The organism is Burkholderia sp. USMB20, from assembly GCF_000949135.2.
In the GTDB taxonomy this organism is placed as follows: Bacteria; Pseudomonadota; Gammaproteobacteria; order Burkholderiales; family Burkholderiaceae; genus Burkholderia.
Map to the genome: position 1 here is coordinate 1 of NZ_JTAN02000005.1, position 16,389 is coordinate 16,389.

The 16,389-nt window shown below is 64.2% G+C and carries 14 protein-coding genes and 1 pseudogene; 11 read left to right on the forward strand and 4 right to left on the reverse strand.

Features of this window, described 5'->3' with window-relative positions:
• The 3 genes and pseudogenes from PL79_RS07815 to PL79_RS07825 all read right to left on the reverse strand — a co-directional run.
• Positions 1-863, reverse strand: a pseudogene (locus PL79_RS07815) (virulence factor); the annotation flags it as partial.
• A 134-nt stretch (positions 864-997) separates the two neighbouring features.
• On the reverse strand, positions 998-3,310 hold the full coding sequence (locus PL79_RS07820) for a T6SS effector phospholipase Tle3 domain-containing protein (protein ID WP_082088728.1): 2,313 nt from the start codon (positions 3,308-3,310) through the stop codon (positions 998-1,000).
• 18 nt (positions 3,311-3,328) lie between these two features.
• Positions 3,329-5,992: a type VI secretion system Vgr family protein gene (locus PL79_RS07825; protein ID WP_235879242.1), complete on the reverse strand. Its 2,664-nt coding sequence runs from the start codon at positions 5,990-5,992 to the stop codon at positions 3,329-3,331.
• Between PL79_RS07825 and PL79_RS36550 the strand changes: the two genes are divergently transcribed.
• Complete coding sequence (locus PL79_RS36550) at positions 5,906-6,157, forward strand: hypothetical protein (protein ID WP_235879244.1); 252 nt, start codon at positions 5,906-5,908, stop codon at positions 6,155-6,157. The two genes, PL79_RS07825 and PL79_RS36550, sit on opposite strands and share 87 nt — an antisense overlap.
• A gap of 249 nt (positions 6,158-6,406) precedes the next feature.
• Here PL79_RS36550 and PL79_RS36070 read toward each other — a convergent pair whose 3' ends face one another.
• Complete coding sequence (locus tag PL79_RS36070) at positions 6,407-6,571, reverse strand: hypothetical protein (protein ID WP_193759821.1); 165 nt, start codon at positions 6,569-6,571, stop codon at positions 6,407-6,409.
• A 375-nt stretch (positions 6,572-6,946) separates the two neighbouring features.
• Between PL79_RS36070 and PL79_RS07830 the strand changes: the two genes are divergently transcribed.
• From PL79_RS07830 to PL79_RS07875, 10 genes are all read left to right on the forward strand, one after another.
• The gene (locus PL79_RS07830; protein ID WP_044848335.1) at positions 6,947-8,197 is read left to right on the forward strand and encodes an MFS transporter; all 1,251 of its coding nucleotides are present in this window, start codon (positions 6,947-6,949) and stop codon (positions 8,195-8,197) included.
• A gap of 131 nt (positions 8,198-8,328) precedes the next feature.
• Positions 8,329-9,258 (forward strand): LysR family transcriptional regulator, encoded by a 930-nt coding sequence (locus tag PL79_RS07835; protein WP_044848336.1) that lies wholly within the window; start codon positions 8,329-8,331, stop codon positions 9,256-9,258.
• Between the two features lie 114 nt (positions 9,259-9,372).
• Positions 9,373-9,867, forward strand: a complete 495-nt coding sequence (locus PL79_RS07840; protein ID WP_044848337.1) for a hypothetical protein — start codon at positions 9,373-9,375, stop codon at positions 9,865-9,867.
• A 42-nt stretch (positions 9,868-9,909) separates the two neighbouring features.
• Entirely contained in the window at positions 9,910-10,929 is a 1,020-nt protein-coding gene (locus PL79_RS07845) for a hydroxyquinol 1,2-dioxygenase (protein ID WP_044848338.1), read from the forward strand.
• A 40-nt stretch (positions 10,930-10,969) separates the two neighbouring features.
• Complete coding sequence (locus PL79_RS07850; RefSeq protein WP_044848339.1) at positions 10,970-12,436, forward strand: aldehyde dehydrogenase family protein; 1,467 nt, start codon at positions 10,970-10,972, stop codon at positions 12,434-12,436.
• Positions 12,437-12,443: 7 nt separating this feature from the next.
• Positions 12,444-13,511 (forward strand): maleylacetate reductase, encoded by a 1,068-nt coding sequence (locus PL79_RS07855; protein ID WP_044848340.1) that lies wholly within the window; start codon positions 12,444-12,446, stop codon positions 13,509-13,511.
• A gap of 29 nt (positions 13,512-13,540) precedes the next feature.
• Positions 13,541-14,416 (forward strand): intradiol ring-cleavage dioxygenase, encoded by an 876-nt coding sequence (locus tag PL79_RS07860; protein ID WP_044848368.1) that lies wholly within the window; start codon positions 13,541-13,543, stop codon positions 14,414-14,416.
• Between the two features lie 5 nt (positions 14,417-14,421).
• Entirely contained in the window at positions 14,422-14,733 is a 312-nt protein-coding gene (locus PL79_RS07865; protein WP_044848341.1) for a YciI family protein, read from the forward strand.
• A gap of 3 nt (positions 14,734-14,736) precedes the next feature.
• Complete coding sequence (locus PL79_RS07870; RefSeq protein ID WP_044848342.1) at positions 14,737-15,072, forward strand: Rieske (2Fe-2S) protein; 336 nt, start codon at positions 14,737-14,739, stop codon at positions 15,070-15,072.
• A 214-nt stretch (positions 15,073-15,286) separates the two neighbouring features.
• The gene (locus tag PL79_RS07875) at positions 15,287-16,375 is read left to right on the forward strand and encodes a porin (RefSeq protein ID WP_044848343.1); all 1,089 of its coding nucleotides are present in this window, start codon (positions 15,287-15,289) and stop codon (positions 16,373-16,375) included.
• Positions 16,376-16,389 lie beyond the last annotated feature (14 nt).

Consider the following 16,389-nt stretch of genomic DNA (forward strand, 5'->3'; position numbering starts at 1 on the left):
TTCGGCGAAAAATCGTGCGTGTTGCCGGTTGCGGCCTTGCCGATCCAGGCGAGCGGTTCGCGCTCGGTGTTGAAGTTCGGGCCGGCGAGAAAAAGCACGACGAGGTTCTCGTTGATCTGCGCGTCTGTGGGCGGGAAGTTCGGAGCGTCCCAGTTCATCGCCCATACGGTCTTGTCGGGGTTCGCCTGCAAGTAGTCCAACGCGTTGTTCAGCGATGTGAAGCCGGCGTTTGCGCCGCCCTGAGTGATTTGCACGTCGGGGGGCGTGTCGCGGCTCCAAAGCGTCTTGGGTGATGGCGGCCCAATCTCGAAGAAGTTCATCATCCGATCGACCATGCGCGACTTGGCAAAGGCCGGATCGAGTCGGGGCGGAACGGCAACTTCGACGCGTATGCCGGCGAGTTCGCGCCAATCTTTCTGGCTATCGGACTGCACGGTGTAGAAGTACTTCGCGTTGCTAAAGTATCGAGCACGCAAGAGAAGGATGAATTTGTCGACGTACTTGGCGTAGAAGCCCTTGAATGTTTCTTTTCCTCGATTGCCGTAAACCAACGCCCCGATCGACTGAAGCGTGGAAAATGACTTCGGGTCGGTGCGCACCATGTCGTCGTTCTTGTTCGGTGCGGCAAGCCCTTGCGTCCACAACAATTGCCATTCGGTCGGGTAGTCCATACGTTGCAATGGATTCAACCAAATCAGGCCGACCACCTGCGCGACGAATGGCTTGACCGGCTTCTCGGCTGCCAGCGCCATATTCCCTGCAGCCTCCTTGGCAGACGCAGCTTGTGCCGGACGCATCACTGACGTAGTGAACAGAAACACCATGAGCGCAGCTAGGCCAGGTACAACAATGAATCGCTTCATCCAATCTCCTATTTCCAGATGTGCCGGGTCGGGTTGTTCCAGGTGCGCCATCGTCGTGGCGATGAGCACGATGGCAATCAGCCATACCGAAACAGCAATTGCGACACGTCGTGGCCATGTAGCAATCAGCGTCTTCATACGACACCCCCGACCTTGAGATAGAACTCACCTTCGCGTTCGTCAGCGATTGCGTCGGGAATCTTGCCTTCACTTGTTTCGCCATGTGCCCATTCGGGGAGGGGCGTTCTATCGAGCGTTCCCGATGCAAAATAGTCGGCGTACCTTTTGTTTGAATTTTCCAGGGGAATCCCATCCCCCATCCTCCAATCCGCCTCGATACGAAAGTCGTAGAGTTTTTCGGGCGTGAGGTAGCACAGGCCCACCGCAACGTCATACGCAAGTGCCTTTTCGGCATGCTCGGGGTTGGTCATCGTCGTTGAGTGATTCGTCGGGCTGTTGGTCGCACCGCGATCGAGCCAATCGACGATCTGTTTGTCGCGCCAATCCTTGTAGCCTTCGGGCATCGCACTTTTGCCGTCCTCGCCGATCACGTGGCCGTCGCCGTCGAGCCATTCGGTGTTTAGCGTCCGACGCGCTTCCATTCGCATCAGCGCGCGGTCCTCGTAACGCTGTCCGGCTTCGGTTGCAGCCGTACCTTGGGCGATGCTGTCCTCGTTCTTTGCCTTGTACTGGTCGTACGGATCGTCGCCGCGCTTGTCTGCCTCGGTCTTGCTCGCGTCGCGCCAAGCAGCCGGCGGATCGTTGCCTTCGTTGAAGTCGCTGATCGCGTCGCCGTCCTTGGTCGCGACTGACTTGCCGAATCGCAATGCCTTCGGCGGGAATGGCTCGTCAAGCGCCGGAGCATCTGCCACCACTGTCCAGCCCTTCGGCGGATCGGCGTTCACGCGGAGCATGTTCAATGCCGAACTGATGCCGGTCACGACGAACATGAGTGGCGCAGTCACGAGCGTCGCCGCCACACCGAACACAGACTCGTTCCCTCTGATCGCACCCACCAGATTGAATTTGGCCGGCGGCGACGGCGGATACCAGAACCCCGGCTTCGTTCCTTGTTTGCCATGCCGCCAATCGTCTTCCCAATACCGGTACGGTTTCTGCACGCCAACCGGAAAACCGGAAGCAAAGACCCGTTGCGTCAGGATGCCGGCTGCCCCGATATCGTCGAGTTCGTGCTTGCTGATGCCGCGCCAGCCGATCCCTTGCACCGTCACCGCCGAAATCACTTGGTCGTGCGGGCAGCAATATGCGGTGACGCGGCCATATGTCGATTCATTCAGCCCGTGCCTCGCGCGATCCTCTTGCGCCGCATAAGACCGATTGCTCGTCGGCGAGACCCGCTCGTTTTCCATGTCCTCATCGATTTTGTCGGCAGGTTGTTCGTATGCTTTTCGAGCACCGATGATCGACAGGAATGTGCCGAACGTCTTCGCGCGCGCCACGTAGGTTTGTCGTCCACGCCGTCCGCTGCCGTCCTTCGTCGCGCGTTGCGACCAGGTATCCATGAACGTATCGGATTTGTATGGGCCGTCTGCGTTCGCCAAGCTATATGGTGCGTTCGCCAGCACGTAGGCGTCTGCTACGCAGTGGCCCGAGCGCCCCCACGGATCTTCGACATCGGGGAATGCGTCGCCGAAGAACGCCGCCGTGAGGCCGACGATATTTCCTTGGCTGTGGCATACGACGGTAATCGGGACATCGGCCTGCATGCTTCGGATCGATTCGATCAGTCTGGCCAAGCGCAACGCGGCGAGTACGCCATACGCTCGAGGCGGCGCGCGATACAGCGGACGATTGGTTGGATTGATGCCTTGCACGGTCATCCACCCCATCGTTCGATCATCCAGACCGCCGTGCCAAAGATCGGGCAGACTGGCACAGCCGTTCGTGAACGGGCCGCCGCCCCAATAGTCCTTCTCGTTCAGGAAGATCTTGTCGCCGTACTCCTTCAATTCCGCAGCAGTCGCGCGATAGCCCCAGCGGAAATGAATGACGGGCGAGAACGACGGCTCGGGCTTGACGTAGTTATTGGGAAGCAGCTTCGGGTTGAGAAACCCATCCGGCGTCACGCTCTCCGTGTACTTCGCGGGCGTCAATTGCCCCGCATCGATACCGTGATACATCATCTGATCGTCCAGACGCCCGAGCCGGCGATTCAGCCCGGCGCACAGCCCTTCCTCCGACGCCTCGAACCATTCGCCCTCCGAGTTCACCCCATGCACGAAGATCACGATACCGGGCAACGGCAATTGCTTGATGCAGATGAGTGGCGTGTTCTTCGCGAACATCGTCACGCCTTCGCCCCGGCCGACGACGATCGGCGGCGGTGCCGGCCGCGACACAGCTACGTCGTCAGCATCGACTTTCGCCGCAGGTTGGTCGCGATGAGCAGTCGCCATCAGCGGCGGGTCAAGAAATGAATCAGTCATGCAGTTTCCTTCGCGATCCTATGTATTGTTTTTGATGAACTGCACCGCCAGTCTCTCGAACTGGTCAGCATCGACGGCCGGAAGTTGGCCGGCCGCATCGCTCGACAAGTTCGATAGCGGTCCGGACGGCCTTTTGACCTCTCCCTCGAATCCCGCAGCCGCGTTGCCGTCGGTGGATCGGACCAGCTTCGGTACGCGACCAAGCGTGTCCTGACCAAACTTCGGCATATCCGCACTCATGCTCGCAGGCCCGTCCCACACATGCCCTGCCGACTTCACCGTGAATGTCCCCGGACATCCCAGCTCGATATCCCCGCCGCGCAGCTTGAGATACGCCCCGCCGGACGTGACGAACACGACTTCATCGCTCGCCGTGCCGACGAGGTTTCCGCCACTGGCCGTCAACTGAAGGTTCTTCGCCGAATCGACCTGCGTATCGTCGTGCTGCGATTGAATCGTGACCTTCCCGTGATTCGCGATCGCCGACACGCCGTCGCTGTGCGCGAACAACGCGACGCCACGACCGGCATGCAGATTGATGCGCTCGCCGCTGCTGACCTGAACGTGTTGCTGCGCGATCTGATCGATGTTCTCGCCCGCATACATGACGTGCGTTCTGGGCGTGACATTGAGCGACCCCGACTGCGCGCCGAACGCGATCAACGCGGGCGCATCGCCGGTCGAACCGGGCCGTGCCCCGTCAGGCGTCCAGTTGCGGAACGCATCGGCGACGTTGTCCTGACCGGCGGTATCGGCCGACTGTCCGCCATGCTCGCCGGCATAGTCGCCGAGCGATTTGAACAGCGCCGTGCATTCGTCGAGCAGCCGAATCAGTTCGTCTCGATCGAGCTGACCGCCCGTGGCTCGTGCGCGCGCATAGGTCGACAACAGGATGCCCTGCGCCGCGCGCAGTGCCGCGGCGGCATCGGTGCGCAGCTCGGCACCTTCGCCGCGATCCTTCCCGTGTCCGCTTTCGCGCGGCTGGGTCAGATAGCCGAGATTCAGTTGGGTATGCGCATGTTCGCTCGCCAGCTGCGCCGAGATTTGCGACGGCGTATCGTCGAGACGAAGCTGGTTGTAGCGCCGGCCGTTGATTTCCTTGGTCTTGATGCCCGACAGGAAGCGGTTGCCGGGAAGCGCGCCCGTATGGGTGAACGTCACGGGCGGGTTCGCGCCGTTGCTCAGCACGCCGATGATGACGAGCCGATCCGGGTCACCGGACAGACATCCCAGCAGCACTTCCATACCGACGCGCGGCAGGAAGAGCGCGCCGAAGTTGCCTCCGGCGAGGCTTGTTCCGACACGAATCGGCGCACTGTCGCCGGCCCGGCCGTTCGTTCCGGCGCCTTGCGCGTGCGCATGATCGGCCGGATCGTGTCCGTGGATCAGCACACGCACGCGGCCGGCCCCGTCGCAAAACACTTCCTCGCCCTGGGCGCCGACGATCGTGCCGGTCAGCAGGTGAACCGGCGGTACATCGACCTTCGGATCATAGGCGGGCTTGAGCGGCACGCCGCGTCGCACGCACGTGAAACGGTTTTCATAGCGCGTGTCGGTTGGCTCCGGCAGATCGACAGGTGCCGGCGCAGCCGTTTGCGCGAGGTTCCGGCTCGCCGCGAACAACGTGTGCGCGCGGCCCGCGAGCGGCTTCGGCAGGTTGTTCCAGATATCGTGCCGAACCGACGTGACGACGAACTGGCGACGATCGGCCGGCCGCATGTCCAGCTCCGGGTCGCCCGTCAGCGTGAACCAGTGGCCGACGGGCAGGTCGCGTACGCTGCTGATTCCGTCGTAACGCTCGGCTTCGAACTGATGCGCCAGTATCCGGTCGCGCGTGATGCGATCGTGATCGCGCCATGAGTCGCCGACGTGCGGGATGTCGATCGCGGCGTCAGTCAGCAGGCGCGCAAGGTCGTTCCCCGCTTCGCCCTGGTCAAGGTCCGTGACAGCGGTGGAGTCATCTGCACGCGCTGGCTTGTAGTCCCAGGACGCGCGGCGGACCTGGCCGGGAGACACGCTCTGGCAGTGCGCAAAAAGCGTCACCGTGTCGCGTGGTTCGGTTCCGGCGTCGCGCGGGTGAAGCCGCAGCGTACCGGCCGGCGCTTCCTTCAGGCGATGCGGGTCGTCGCAGAACACGAGCGTATGAAGCGGCCACGCGTCGTTCATGCCGCGCGCGCCTCCGGCCGGCTCGGCCTTCGCGAAGACCGTAATGCCTTCCCGACGCAGCAGACGCCGGATGAAACGAGCGTCCGACTCGTTGACCTGCCGCGTGAGTTCGCGCACCGGATAGCGATCGGCCTGCAAGCCGGACAGGTCGAAATCGAATGCGCGCGTGAGTGCGTGGCTGCGCAGTTTCCACTCGTTCATCAGCGTCGCGAGAATCTCCGTCACGTGGCGCGATCGGAATACGCGGGCGTTGGTGCGACGGTCCATCAACGACAGCGCGTCACACACGTGCAATTGATAGACGGTCAGTTCGCCGTCGGATTGACCGGTTCGCACTTCGCGCACGATCGCGTTGATCGCACGCGTACTGCCGCGGTCGGTCGTCAGCCGGACCGATACGGGCAGGCCGAGAAACAGCGTCGGTGACAGATGATCGTGACTCGACACGCAGGTCAGTTCGCCGTCGATGCCGGACATCAGGCCTTCGCGGATATCGGCGTGATGGAGCGCAAGCAAGTGGCCGACCGCGCGCTGCGCCCGGCCGAAATGGAGATCGACGGGGCGCGTGCTCCCGTCGGTCAGACTGGTCGCAAATTCCCGAAATGTTCTTGCTATCGACATCGCCATAATCTCATTGCTTTTTTATTGATTGGGATTTGTTTGAAATGTGGTCCTGTTTGAAATGAGGAAATTGGATGGAAAATTCGCGTCGAGAATATCAAGCTTGTCGGTCTTGATAAATGTATTTTTGTTTTTATGTGGATAGATGCTTGGTTTGAAACGGTATTTTTCTTTTTCGGTGATTTGGATGGTTTTTTAAAAGTCTTGTATTGATCGGCGAAAAGGGAGGCGCACGGTGGTTCTGTCGGATTGCGTAGTTGTCGCACGGGCCGTTTTATTTAAATAAAATCGATTAACGGTCTTTGGGGATCAGATCCGTCTGATTTCGAAGAAAATGGCGGCGTATTGCGTCGACGAAAAACGTGTGGACGGATTGCTTCGTGCCCGCTCGGAGCGCATCGGCCGGTTGCCGGTCTCGTCATTCGACGCGACCTGATCAGCGCGCGGCCGGGCGGCGCGCTGAACGGCGTTCATCGGTCGCGCAAGCGGCGTCGCCTGCGGGCATCGCTAATGTCTATGAGGGATTCCCCCGTAACCCTCAACCAAGCGCCGCTTCGGCGCAGCGCCCCCTTCCACAGCGCTTCTCCACCGACCTTTCCCGCCCGCCGCCGCCGATTATTTGCGTTTCGCGAATGGCGCGTTCGCCGGTTGTTCCATACCCGATCCGCCTGCGCGCACCTATCGTTCGGGCGTCGGCTGATTGAATTCGACGCCTGCAACCGGAAAGAAGCCGGACAGGCGGCCGCCACTTCCTCGCGACTCAGGTCGCGTCGCACACCCAAGACAACGGACCTGGCTGATGCGCGGACGCCCCGGCGCGCGCAAGCGGACCAATCCACGGAGACAGACATGAAAGCAAACGAGTGGGATACCTCCTATGAGTGGAAGGCGGTGACGCTGCTGGCGCTCGGCTTCGGCCTGGTCGGCCTCGACCGCTGGCTCATCGCGCCGCTGTTCCCTTCGATCATGAAGGACCTGCACCTGAGCGCGCAGGACGTCGGCAACTGCATCGGCGTGCTCGGCCTGTCGTGGGGCATCTTCGCGGCACTGATGGGCGGCATCTCCGACAAGGTCGGCCGCCGCAAGGTCCTGATCCCCGCCATCATCGTGTTCTCGCTGCTGTCCGGCTTCTCGGGCCTCGCGGGCGGCTTGCTCGGCCTGATCGCGATCCGCGGGCTGATGGGCGTCGCCGAAGGCTCGTTCTGCCCGACCAGCTTCGCGGCCACCGCCGACGCGTCGCACCCGCGGCGGCGCGGCCTGAACCTCGGGCTGCAGCAAAGCGGCTTCGCGCTGTTCGGGCTGGCGCTGTCGCCGATCATCGCGACCCAACTGCTCAACGTCGTGTCGTGGCGCTGGGTGTTCGCGCTCGTGGCGATTCCCGGGCTGATCCTCGGCGCGATCATGTTCTTCGTGATCCGCGAACCGAAGCGCGCGAAGGAGGTCGTGTCGGAGCACGCGCCGGCGTCGCTCGGCCATGTGCTCAAGAGCCGCAACATCCTCGTCGCGATGGCCGCGCTGTGTTGCGCGATGACCGGCGTGTTCGTGCTCGGCGCGCTGCTGCCGCTGTACCTGACGGATTACCTTGCGCTCGGCACGCAGAAGATGGGCCTCGTGGTGTCGGCGATCGGCTTCGGTGGCTTTCTCGGGCAGTTCGGGCTGCCGGGCCTGTCCGACGTGGTGGGCCGCCGCCTCGCGAGCATCGCAGGCTTCGCCGGCACGGCGGTGATGCTCTACATCTTCCGCGGCCTCGGCCCGCAACCGCTCGTGCTGTTCGTGGTCCTGTTCGTTGCGTCGTTCTTCACGCTCGGGCTGGTGTCGCTGCTGTCGGGCCCCGTCGCGACCGAAGCCGCGCCCGTCGGCCTCGTGTCGACGTCGATCGGCGTGGTGGTCGGTTGCGGCGAGATCTTCGGCGGCGGCATCGCGCCGGCGATGGGCGGCTACGTCGCCGCGCACTTCGGGATCCAGAACATTCTGTGGCTGCCGATGGGGGCGGTGCTGCTCGGCATCGTGGTCAGCATGCTGCTGCGGGAGACGGCCCCGGCCGTGTTGCAGCGCCGCGTAGGCGTGCAGCCGGAGCTGTCGGCGGGCAAGCAGCCGTAACGTGCGGCGCGGTCATGCGCGCAGCCGGCGGGATTGACACCCGTCCGGTGACAGTGTGACGCGTTCGGCTTGACCCACCCGGCCGGCAGGTGCGGTTAGACTGCCGGTTTGGCTTTCGGGAAAGGTGCGGCATGGACCGGTTTCTGAGCATCGAGGCGTTCGTCAGGGTCGCGGAGGCGAGCAGCTTCGCGGAAGCGGCGCGGCAGCTTGGGGTCACCAGTTCGGTCGTGACGAACCGCATCCAGCAGCTGGAGAAGTTCGTCAACGCGCCGCTGTTCCATCGCAGCACGCGCCACGTGCGGCTGTCCGAAGTGGGCGAGACCTTCTACCGCGAATGCGCGGAAGTCGTGGGGCGCGTCAACGAGCTGACCGACCAGATGCGCGAGTTGCGCGCGACGCCGACCGGGCGGCTGCGCATCCAGATGCTGCCCGGCTTCGCGCTCGATCACTTCGGCGTGCCGCTCGCCGAATTCAATCGCCGCTATCCGGGCATCCAGCTCGACATCATCGTCAATGACCGTGTCGTGGACCCTGTCGAAGAAGGGTTCGACATCGCGTTCCAGATCTTTCCGCCGATATCCGAGTCGCTGATCGAGCGGCGCCTGTTCGTGGTCCGACGCCTGTTCTGCGCGTCGCCGGCCTACCTCGACGCGCATGGTGCGCCACAACATCCGCGCGAATTGCTGCAGCACACCACGGCGCTGTATTCGGGTTATCCATCACGCAACCGCTGGACGCTGACGCGCGGCGACGAGGTCGTCGAAATGGAGCTGCCGGGCATGATCCGCTCGAACTCCGTGCACCTGCTGCGCGAGTACGCGCTGACGGGCGGCGGCGTCGTGTGCCTGCCCACGCTGGTCGCGAGCGACGCGCTTGTCGCGGGCCGGCTGGTGCCCATCCTCACCGACTTCCAGATCGCGCCGCTGAGCTTCGCCGCCGTTTATCCCGCAACGCAGCGACAGGCGCTGAAGGTGAAGGCGCTGGTCGAATTCCTCGTCGAATACATCGGCGACGAGTCGCCGTGGGATCGTCCGCTGCTGGAGCGCGGCTGGGTTCGTTGAGCGAAGCGATTATTCGCGAAACGCAAATGCCGTAGTCGCGCTCCGTTGCCTTGTTGACGGGCGGCGTCGCCCCTAAAGTTGAATCCAACAAGCGGTTCAACTCAGGAGACAGCAATGACCGACACGGCATTCCACACCGTCTTTGGCTCGCTCGACGGCTACACGAAGGGCGAGATCGAAATCACCAGCGGCAGCGCAAAACACTACGCGTTCTCGAACGTCTTCGAGATCGCATCGAAGTCGGCGCCCTACGAAAAGGTCGTCGCCGGCAAGAACCTCGAATACGTGATCGAAGTGCTGCGCACCGAAGGCCAGTCGCCGTGGTTCGCGTGCGCGCACGACGAGTTCGCAATCCAGATGGATGGCGAAGTCCGCATCGACTTCATCAAGCTCGACAACCCGCCCGCCACCGGCCACGGCACCGTGAACGCCGGCACGCAGCCGGCGGGCCGCGAGATGGGTTATGTCGTGCTGCGCAAGGGCCACCAGGCACTGCTGCCGGCCGGCTGCGCGTATCGCTTCGCCGCCGGCAAGCCGGGCGTCGCGCTCGTGCAGACCGTGCTCGGCGAGCTGTCCGTCGAGAAGTGGGCCGACATCTGCCTGCACTGATCGATTCGATCGCGAAGATTCAACTATTCCAGGAGACACGTTATGGCCACCCTCGAGACCCTCGATCTTTCCGCAGGCTTCGCCGCCGATCTGGTGCAGGCCACGCAAGCCGATGCCGTCACCGGTTACCGCCGCTTCCACCTCGGTGAATTCGCGTTCCAGCGCGACGAGTATTTCGTGAAAATCAGCTGGCCGGCGAAAGGCCAGACCCGCACGCACGCGATCCCCGCGGACGCATTCCTGCGCGCGATGATGCGCGACGTCGCATGGGGCTTCTTCTACGGCTGGGTGAATTTCGATCACGTGTTCGGCACGCGCAACCACTACGGCAAGGTCGACGTCTATGCGGGCACGTTCAACGGAATCCTGAAGGAAGCCGGCGTCGACTACACCGAGACGTTCGAAACGCCGACGATCATGGCGACCTTCAAGGCGATGCTGCACGACTGGACCAACGAAGGCTTCGATCCGTTCGCGGCGCCGGAGGAAACCGGCACGGCGTTCGGGCGCAAGCACGGCGAGAACGGCTCCGCGATCGAACGCACGCGCATCGCGACGCGCCGCATGCCGGGCCTCGAAGGCGACTCGCCGCTGCGCGACGATTTGCCGGTGAACCGCGCGTTCCTCGACGTCGCTCAGGACGAGCCGGAAGTGCACGTGAAACCGGGCTTCGAAGGCGAGCTGCATGCGTTCAACCTGTTCAAGTACCTGTCGCGTTCGGACGTGACGTGGAATCCGTCGGTGACCTCCGTGTGCGGGCGCAGCCTGTTCTGCCCGACCACCGAGGAATTCATCCTGCCGGTATTCCACGGCAACGACCGCGTCGAATGGTTCCTGCAACTGTCCGACGAAATCGTGTGGGACATCGGCGACAAGAACACCGGCGCACCGCGCGCGCGCGTCACGATGCGCGCCGGCGACATCTGCGCGATGCCCGCCGACATCCGGCACCAGGGCTACTCGACGAAGCGTTCGATGCTGCTGGTCTGGGAAAACGCGACGCCGAACCTTCCGCAGCGATACGAGAGCGGCGAGCTGGCGCCGTATCCGATCGAGTTCTGAGCCGCGCCGGCTCGCACAAGCACACCATCGAGGACGATTCATGCAAACCCAACTCTTCATCGACGGCCGTTTCGTCGACGCCGTCGAGCGCGGCACGATCGACGTGCTCAATCCGCACGACGGCTCGCTGATCACGAAGATCGCCGCCGCCACCGCGGCGGACGTGGACCTCGCGGTGGAAGCCGCGACCCGCGCATTCCCGAAGTGGTCGGCGATGCCGGCGGCCGAGCGCGGCCGGCTGCTGCTGCGCCTCGCGGACGCGATCGAAGCCAACGCGGAGGAACTCGCGCAGCTCGAATCGCTGGACACCGGCCACCCGATCCGCGATTCGCGCGCGCTCGACGTGCCGCGCACGGCCGGCTGCTTCCGCTACTTCGGCGGCATGGCCGACAAGCTGCAGGGCTCGGTGATTCCGGTCGAAACCGGCTTCCTGAACTATGTGCAGCGCGCGCCGATCGGCGTGGTCGGCCAGATCGTGCCGTGGAATTTCCCGCTGATGTTCACGAGCTGGAAGATGGGCCCGGCGCTGGCGGCAGGCAACACCGTCGTGCTCAAGCCGTCGGAGATCACGCCGCTGTCGACGCTGCGCATCGTCGAACTGATGGCCGAAGTCGGGTTTCCCGAAGGCGTCGTCAATATCGTTCCCGGCTACGGTCATACGGCCGGCCAGCGTCTCGCCGAACACCCCGGTGTCGGGAAGATCGCGTTCACCGGTTCGACGGCGACGGGCCGCCGGATCGTCGAGGCGTCGCAGGGCAACCTGAAGCGCGTGCAGCTGGAGCTGGGCGGCAAGGGCGCGAACATCGTGTTCGACGACGCGAACCTCGACGCCGCCATCAACGGCGCCGCGTGGGCGATCTTCCACAACCAGGGGCAGGCGTGCATCGCGGGTTCGCGGCTCGTGCTGCATGAACGCATCGCCGACGAATTCCTCGAGCGCTTCGTGTCGCTGGCGTCGTCGATCCGCGTCGGCAACCCGCTGGACCCCGACACCGAGATGGGCCCGCTGACGTCGAAGCAGCATCTCGACCGCGTGCTGTCGTTCGTCGACGTCGCGCGCGAGCAGGGCGGCCGCGTGCTCGCCGGCGGCAGCGCGCCGCAGGATGCGGCACTCGCGAACGGTTACTACGTGCGCCCGACCGTCATCGAAGCGAAGAGCGCCGCCGATCGTGTCGCGCAGGAGGAAGTGTTCGGCCCGTTCGTCACCGTGCTGCGCTTCGGCAGCGACGAGGAAGCGCTGTCGATCGCCAACGCGACCGAATACGGGCTCGGCAGCGGACTCTGGACCAACGATCTCTCCCGCGCGCACCGGATGGCGTCGCGGATCGACGCGGGCATGTGCTGGATCAACTGCTACAAGCGCGTCAATCCGGGCAGCCCGTTCGGCGGCATCGGCAAGTCGGGCTACGGCCGCGAGATGGGTTTCGAGGCGATGCACGACTATACGGAAGCACGCTCGGTGTGGGTCAACGTCGACGGCAAGGTGCCGCCGCACTTCAAGCGCTGAGGCCGAGATGGAGCGCTTCGTCTATCAGGGAACGCCGTCCCGCGTCGTGTTCGAATGGGGCGCGCTCGAACGGCTGCCGGACGAGTTGTCCGCGCTCGGCGCGCAGCGCGCGCTGATTCTGTCGACGCCCGAGCAGCAGCCGCTCGCCGAACGTGTCCGGGCCGTGCTCGGCGAGCGTGCGGCCGGCGTGTGCGCGCAGGCCGTGATGCACGTGCCGGTCGAGGTGGCGCGGGCCGCGCGCGAGATGGCCGCCGAGCTGGGCGCGGACTGCTGCATCGCGATCGGCGGCGGCTCGACGATCGGGCTCGGCAAGGCGATTGCGCTCGAGTCGTCGCTGCCGATCCTCGCCGTGCCGACGACTTACGCGGGCTCGGAGATGACGCCGATCTTCGGGCTCACGGAAGGCCGGCTCAAGCGCACCGGACGCGACGCGCGCGTGCTGCCGCGTACGGTGCTGTATGACCCGTCCCTGACGCTGTCGCTGCCTCCGGGGATTTCCGCGGCGTCGGGCGTCAATGCGATGGCGCATGCGGTCGAGGCGCTCTATGCGGAAGATGCGAACCCGGTGATCAGCCTGATGGCCGAGGAGTCGATTCGTGCGCTCGGCGAAGCGCTGCCGGCGATCGTGCGCGCGCCCGACGATCGCGAGATGCGCAGCCGCGCGCTGTATGGCGCATGGCTCGCCGGCACGTGCCTGGGTGCGGTCGGCATGGCGCTGCATCACAAGCTCTGTCATACGCTCGGCGGCACTTTCAACCTGCCACACGCACAGACGCACGCCGCGATGCTACCGCATACCGCGCACTACAACCATGCGGCGGCGCCCGACGCGCTGCGCCGCGTCGCGCGGGCGCTGGGCGGCACCGACGCGGCCGACGCCGGCCCGCTGCTGTTCCGGTTGAACCGGCAACTGGGCTTGTCGGCGGCGCTGGCCGACATCGGAATGCCGGAAGCGGGCCTCGACGAAGCCGCCGACCTCGCGTGCCGGAATCCGTACGCGAATCCGCGGCCGATCGAGCGCGCGCCGATCCGCGAGTTGCTTCAGCATGCGTGGGAAGGGCGCGAGCCGCAGTGAGCGGCCGGCTGCATACAAAGGAGACGAACGTGACGAATGATCATCATGATGACGGCGACACGCGGTTGACCGAGCAGGTCGTCGCCAGCTTCGACGGTACGCCGAACCCGCGCTTGCGCGTGCTGATGCAGAGCCTCGTGCGGCACCTGCATGCGTTCGTCCGCGAAACGGAGCTGACCGAGGCCGAGTGGATGGCCGCGATTCGCTTCCTGACCGAAACCGGGCAGATGTGCGACGACGTCGTGCGCCAGGAATTCATCCTGCTGTCGGACACGCTCGGCGTGTCGATGCTGGTCGATGCGATCAACCATCGCTTCGCCACCGGTGCGACGGAAACAACCGTGTTCGGCCCGTTCTACATCGAGGGCATGCCCGAGCGCGCGTATGGCGAGAACATGGCGTTCACGCCCGGCACGCCGGTCGTCGTGCATGGCCGCGTGCTCACGACCGACGGCGCGCCGGTGCGGGACGCCGTGCTCGACGTCTGGCAGACCGCCGAAAACGGTATGTATTCCGGGCAGGATACGGCGCAGCCGCACGGCAACCTGCGCGGCCGCTACCGGACCGATGCCGAAGGTCGTTACGCGATCACGACGATCCTGCCGGTCAGCTATCCGATTCCGACCGACGGCCCGGTCGGGAAGATGCTCGATGCCACCGGGCGCCATCCGTGGCGGCCCGCGCATTTGCATTTCATGATCGACGCGCCGGGTTACCGCAAGCTCGTCACGCATCTGTTCGACGAGAACGACGCGTATCTGCAGTCGGATGCCGTCTTCGGCGTGAAGCCGTCGCTGATGGTCGCCTATCGGCCGCGTGCGGCGGGTGACGAACTCGCGCGCCGGGTCGGCTTGAGCGGCCCGTATCGCGAGGCGACGTACGACTTCGTGCTCGACCGGAGCTGACCGACATGGCGCGATTCTTTGCGGTATTTGCGACGGACCAGCCCGGCATGCGCGAGGTGCGCGACCGCGTGCGGGCGACGCATCGGACCTACCTGCGTTCCGCCGCGCAGCACGGCGTGTATGTGCGGCTCGGCGGGCCGACGCTCGATCCGCAGGGCGATGCGATGAACGGCACGCTGCTCGTCGTCGAGGCGGACGACATCGATGCGGTGATGCAGTTCGTCGGCAACGATCCGTATGTGAAGGAAGGGCTGTTCTCGCGGGTCGAGGTGCGTCCGTGGGACTGGAGCCTCGGCAATCCCGAGCGGAGAGCGTGAGTCATGGGTGCCACGCAACTCTGTCGCTTCGCCGATGTGCCGGATGGTGGCGCGCGGGTCGTCGATGAGGCGTGCATCGGACGCCCCGTCATCGTCGTGCGGCGCGGGGAGCAGGTGTGGGCTTACGTGAATCGTTGCCCGCATTTCTCGGTTCCGCTCGATTTCGTGCCGGGCAGCGTTTCCTGCTATCGATCCCAGGTGCTGATGTGCGCGCATCACAGTGCGCTGTTCCGGTTCGACGACGGGGTGTGTATCGACGGGCCGTGTTCGGGTGCCGGGCTGGAAGCCGTGGCCGTCGAGGTGGATGCGGCGGCGTGGGTGATTTGCCGGAGCGCCTGAATCGGCGGACGGGCCGATCGCATCTGGCTGGAAGAAATCGGAAATGCGCGGGATTTCATTCGTTCCAGTAAATAAGTATAGCTAAGTAAATCTCATTGTGCCGGACCGGATGCAAGCCTGATCCGGCGGGAAGGTGTTGTTTAACGAAGCATGGGGCGGATCGTTCGCGACGTGGCGGGCGACCGGCTCGAATTTCAAAAAAGACGGAGACGCAATGAAGCTCAGGTTTGGAGTAGTCGCGATGCTGGCCATCGCGCAGGGTGCGTATGCACAGAGCAGCGTGACCATGTTCGGTCTGATCGACAGCGGCATCTCGTACGTCAGCAACGAGGGCGGCGGGAAGAACGTCAAGTTCGACGACGGCATCTTCACGCCGAACCTGTTCGGCTTTCGCGGCACGGAAGATCTCGGCGGCGGATATCACGCGACGTTCGCGCTCGTGAACCAGTTCTCGATGGCGAACGGCAGCATCATCGGGACCGGGATCTTCGGACGTAATGCATACGTGGGCATCGAGAGCGACCGGTTCGGCAGCGTCAGGCTCGGGAATCAGTACGACTTCATGGTCGATTCGCTGTTTGCGAAGGGGAATGCGATCTCGATGGACATCTCGGGGCTGTATGGATTCAGGAATGGCCCGTTCCAGCGTCTTGCGCTGCCCGGCAATCCGACCGGCGCGTTCGACTGGGATCGCACGGCAGGCAGCAAGCCGGTCGCGAATTCGGTCAAATACACTTCGCCGACGGTCGCGGGGTTTTCCGGCGGTGTGATGTATGCGTTCGGCGGCGTGGCCGGTTCCATCGGCGCGGACAATGCCGTAAGCGCGGGCTTGAACTACGAAGTCGGCGCGCTCGGCATCGGTGCCGCATATACGAACGAGAAGTACGGCCCGGCGCCCGGTACACCGTCGACCAGCGTGCGCAACTGGGGTGTCGGGATGCACTACGACTTCGGTGCGGTGAGCGCGAAGGCACTCCTGACCACCGTGCACAATTCGTTCAACGATGCCGGCGTGTGGATGGCCGAGGCCGGTGGCGTGTGGCGCATCAGGCCGGACGTGTTTCTCGGCGCGAAGTACATGTACATGAAGGGCAACGAAGCCGTGAACGACAACCATGCGCATCAGGTCAGCGTCGCGCTTCAATACCTGTTCACGAAGCGGACGATGGTCTACGTGTCCGCCGATTATCAACGCGCGAACAGCGGCGCGAACGCGCAGATCAACGGCGTGCTCGATCCGAACGGGGCGTCGAGTTCAGCGAGTCAGGCGGTGGCGCGGGTCGGCCTGCATACGATGTTCTGATGGCGCGGCGGGCG

What these genes read in the sequence shown, in the direction of transcription:
- PL79_RS07820 (WP_082088728.1), bottom strand. Translation starts at nt 3,310, where the DNA reads ATGACTGATTCATTTCTTGACCCGCCGCTGATGGCGACTGCTCATCGC.
- PL79_RS36550 (WP_235879244.1), top strand. Translation starts at nt 5,906, where the DNA reads ATGATCGTGACTCGACACGCAGGTCAGTTCGCCGTCGATGCCGGACAT.
- PL79_RS36070 (WP_193759821.1), bottom strand. Translation starts at nt 6,571, where the DNA reads ATGAACGCCGTTCAGCGCGCCGCCCGGCCGCGCGCTGATCAGGTCGCG.
- PL79_RS07830 (WP_044848335.1), top strand. Translation starts at nt 6,947, where the DNA reads ATGAAAGCAAACGAGTGGGATACCTCCTATGAGTGGAAGGCGGTGACG.
- PL79_RS07835 (WP_044848336.1), top strand. Translation starts at nt 8,329, where the DNA reads ATGGACCGGTTTCTGAGCATCGAGGCGTTCGTCAGGGTCGCGGAGGCG.
- PL79_RS07840 (WP_044848337.1), top strand. Translation starts at nt 9,373, where the DNA reads ATGACCGACACGGCATTCCACACCGTCTTTGGCTCGCTCGACGGCTAC.
- PL79_RS07845 (WP_044848338.1), top strand. Translation starts at nt 9,910, where the DNA reads ATGGCCACCCTCGAGACCCTCGATCTTTCCGCAGGCTTCGCCGCCGAT.
- PL79_RS07850 (WP_044848339.1), top strand. Translation starts at nt 10,970, where the DNA reads ATGCAAACCCAACTCTTCATCGACGGCCGTTTCGTCGACGCCGTCGAG.
- PL79_RS07855 (WP_044848340.1), top strand. Translation starts at nt 12,444, where the DNA reads ATGGAGCGCTTCGTCTATCAGGGAACGCCGTCCCGCGTCGTGTTCGAA.
- PL79_RS07865 (WP_044848341.1), top strand. Translation starts at nt 14,422, where the DNA reads ATGGCGCGATTCTTTGCGGTATTTGCGACGGACCAGCCCGGCATGCGC.
- PL79_RS07870 (WP_044848342.1), top strand. Translation starts at nt 14,737, where the DNA reads ATGGGTGCCACGCAACTCTGTCGCTTCGCCGATGTGCCGGATGGTGGC.
- PL79_RS07875 (WP_044848343.1), top strand. Translation starts at nt 15,287, where the DNA reads ATGAAGCTCAGGTTTGGAGTAGTCGCGATGCTGGCCATCGCGCAGGGT.